2 protein-coding genes are annotated in these 1,327 nt (G+C 31.3%); both read right to left on the bottom strand.

The features are described from left to right. Window positions 1–258: 258 nt before the first annotated feature. A complete protein-coding gene (locus J3U37_RS12020) occupies window positions 259–858 on the bottom strand; it encodes a hypothetical protein (protein ID WP_220217659.1) in 600 nt (199 codons plus the stop codon). A gap of 2 nt (window positions 859–860) precedes the next feature. Beyond that, the coding region (locus J3U37_RS12015; RefSeq protein ID WP_267375114.1) for a hypothetical protein at window positions 861–1,327 on the bottom strand (467 nt) is incomplete at its 5' end.

Below are 1,327 nucleotides of genomic sequence, written 5' to 3'. Positions count from 1 at the left end.
AAATATTATCCATAGATAATTCTTTTAAACTTACAAAAGACTCAAGCCATTACTTCAAGATCACCAACCACTCTTGGTTTGGAAAGATCTAATGTTTCTAAATAATTATCTATGTTCATCTTTGACGATAAATCAGATTGCAATTTATTAAGAGCTTTCTCTAATAAGTAAATTGAAAACGCTGATCTTGAATAATATTAGGCTCTACTATTTCATTCCAAACAACCTAATCCATTTTTTGTTATTCGATTAGTTGTTTTATAAAAAATGATTTATAGCATTCATTCTTTCCACATCTTCTTTTAAAACATTTTTTGCTGTATCACTCAATGCTCCTGACGTTTTTTCTGCAAAATGTTCAAGTAATCGAAATGTTTCTTTTGTTATAGAACCCTTGACCTCATGACCAACTAATACTCCTAAAGCATCAATTAAAGAGGGTGTCGGGCTTAACTTTAATTCTTTAACTATCTCTTCTTCTGCTTTATCAGGGGAAATTCTATACAAAGCAATACAGGCTGCATAAATAAAATCTATTGCATCAACTTCTTCATGAATTTCAATGTGCGAATATCTTATTACATTAAGTAAACCAAAAATAATTAATTGTTTTTCTTCAGATGAAAATTTTCCATCTTTATATGCTCCCCATTCTGTTGAATTAAATTGTGGAGATTTTAAAAAAAATAATGCGCATAGTCCTACTAATATGTAACCAATATCTTTTCTTTCTGGGCATATGTTAAAAATTTGCCTCAAGGACAAATTTGGCATATTCGCTAGAGAATGGAGAATAATATCAACTTCAGTAATTGCCCCTGGTTTTGAAAGATCTATTTTTTTTAACTCATTAACCATAATCAATTGATAACCTCGCTAGTTGATTTGCTTTTAATATTCATATTTGACAAGTGTGATTCTAATTTTTTTAATGCATCACTTGATTGTGCACGATAGCGACCTGACTGATTATTTATTAATAAAGTCCCGTCAGAATTCATTTTTAGCTCTCCGGCACCTTTTACCGCCTCACCACCACTAAGTTGAGTATGTTTTACTCCTGTTCGTCCAGCGCTACCTCTAGGTGCTATTTGTATATTATTATTTGTATCAATGATATAAATATATACTTCATCTTTGTTTAGCTTTGTTACACTTGTTTTATCGAGAACAAACTGTCCTGGTGCTGGGTCTATTTTATCTATAGAACGAGGCTTGACTAAAGGTAATTCATCAAATGATCTATTTGTATCCTTACCAGCATTAATTTGTTGCTCTTTCGCTACATGCTCACCAAATTTACTACTTTCGTTTGCTTTCTGATTGG

This window comes from Gilliamella sp. B3172 (genome assembly GCF_026536465.1).
Classification (GTDB): domain Bacteria; phylum Pseudomonadota; class Gammaproteobacteria; order Enterobacterales; family Orbaceae; genus Gilliamella.
This window is presented reverse-complemented; position numbering and strand designations above follow the sequence as displayed.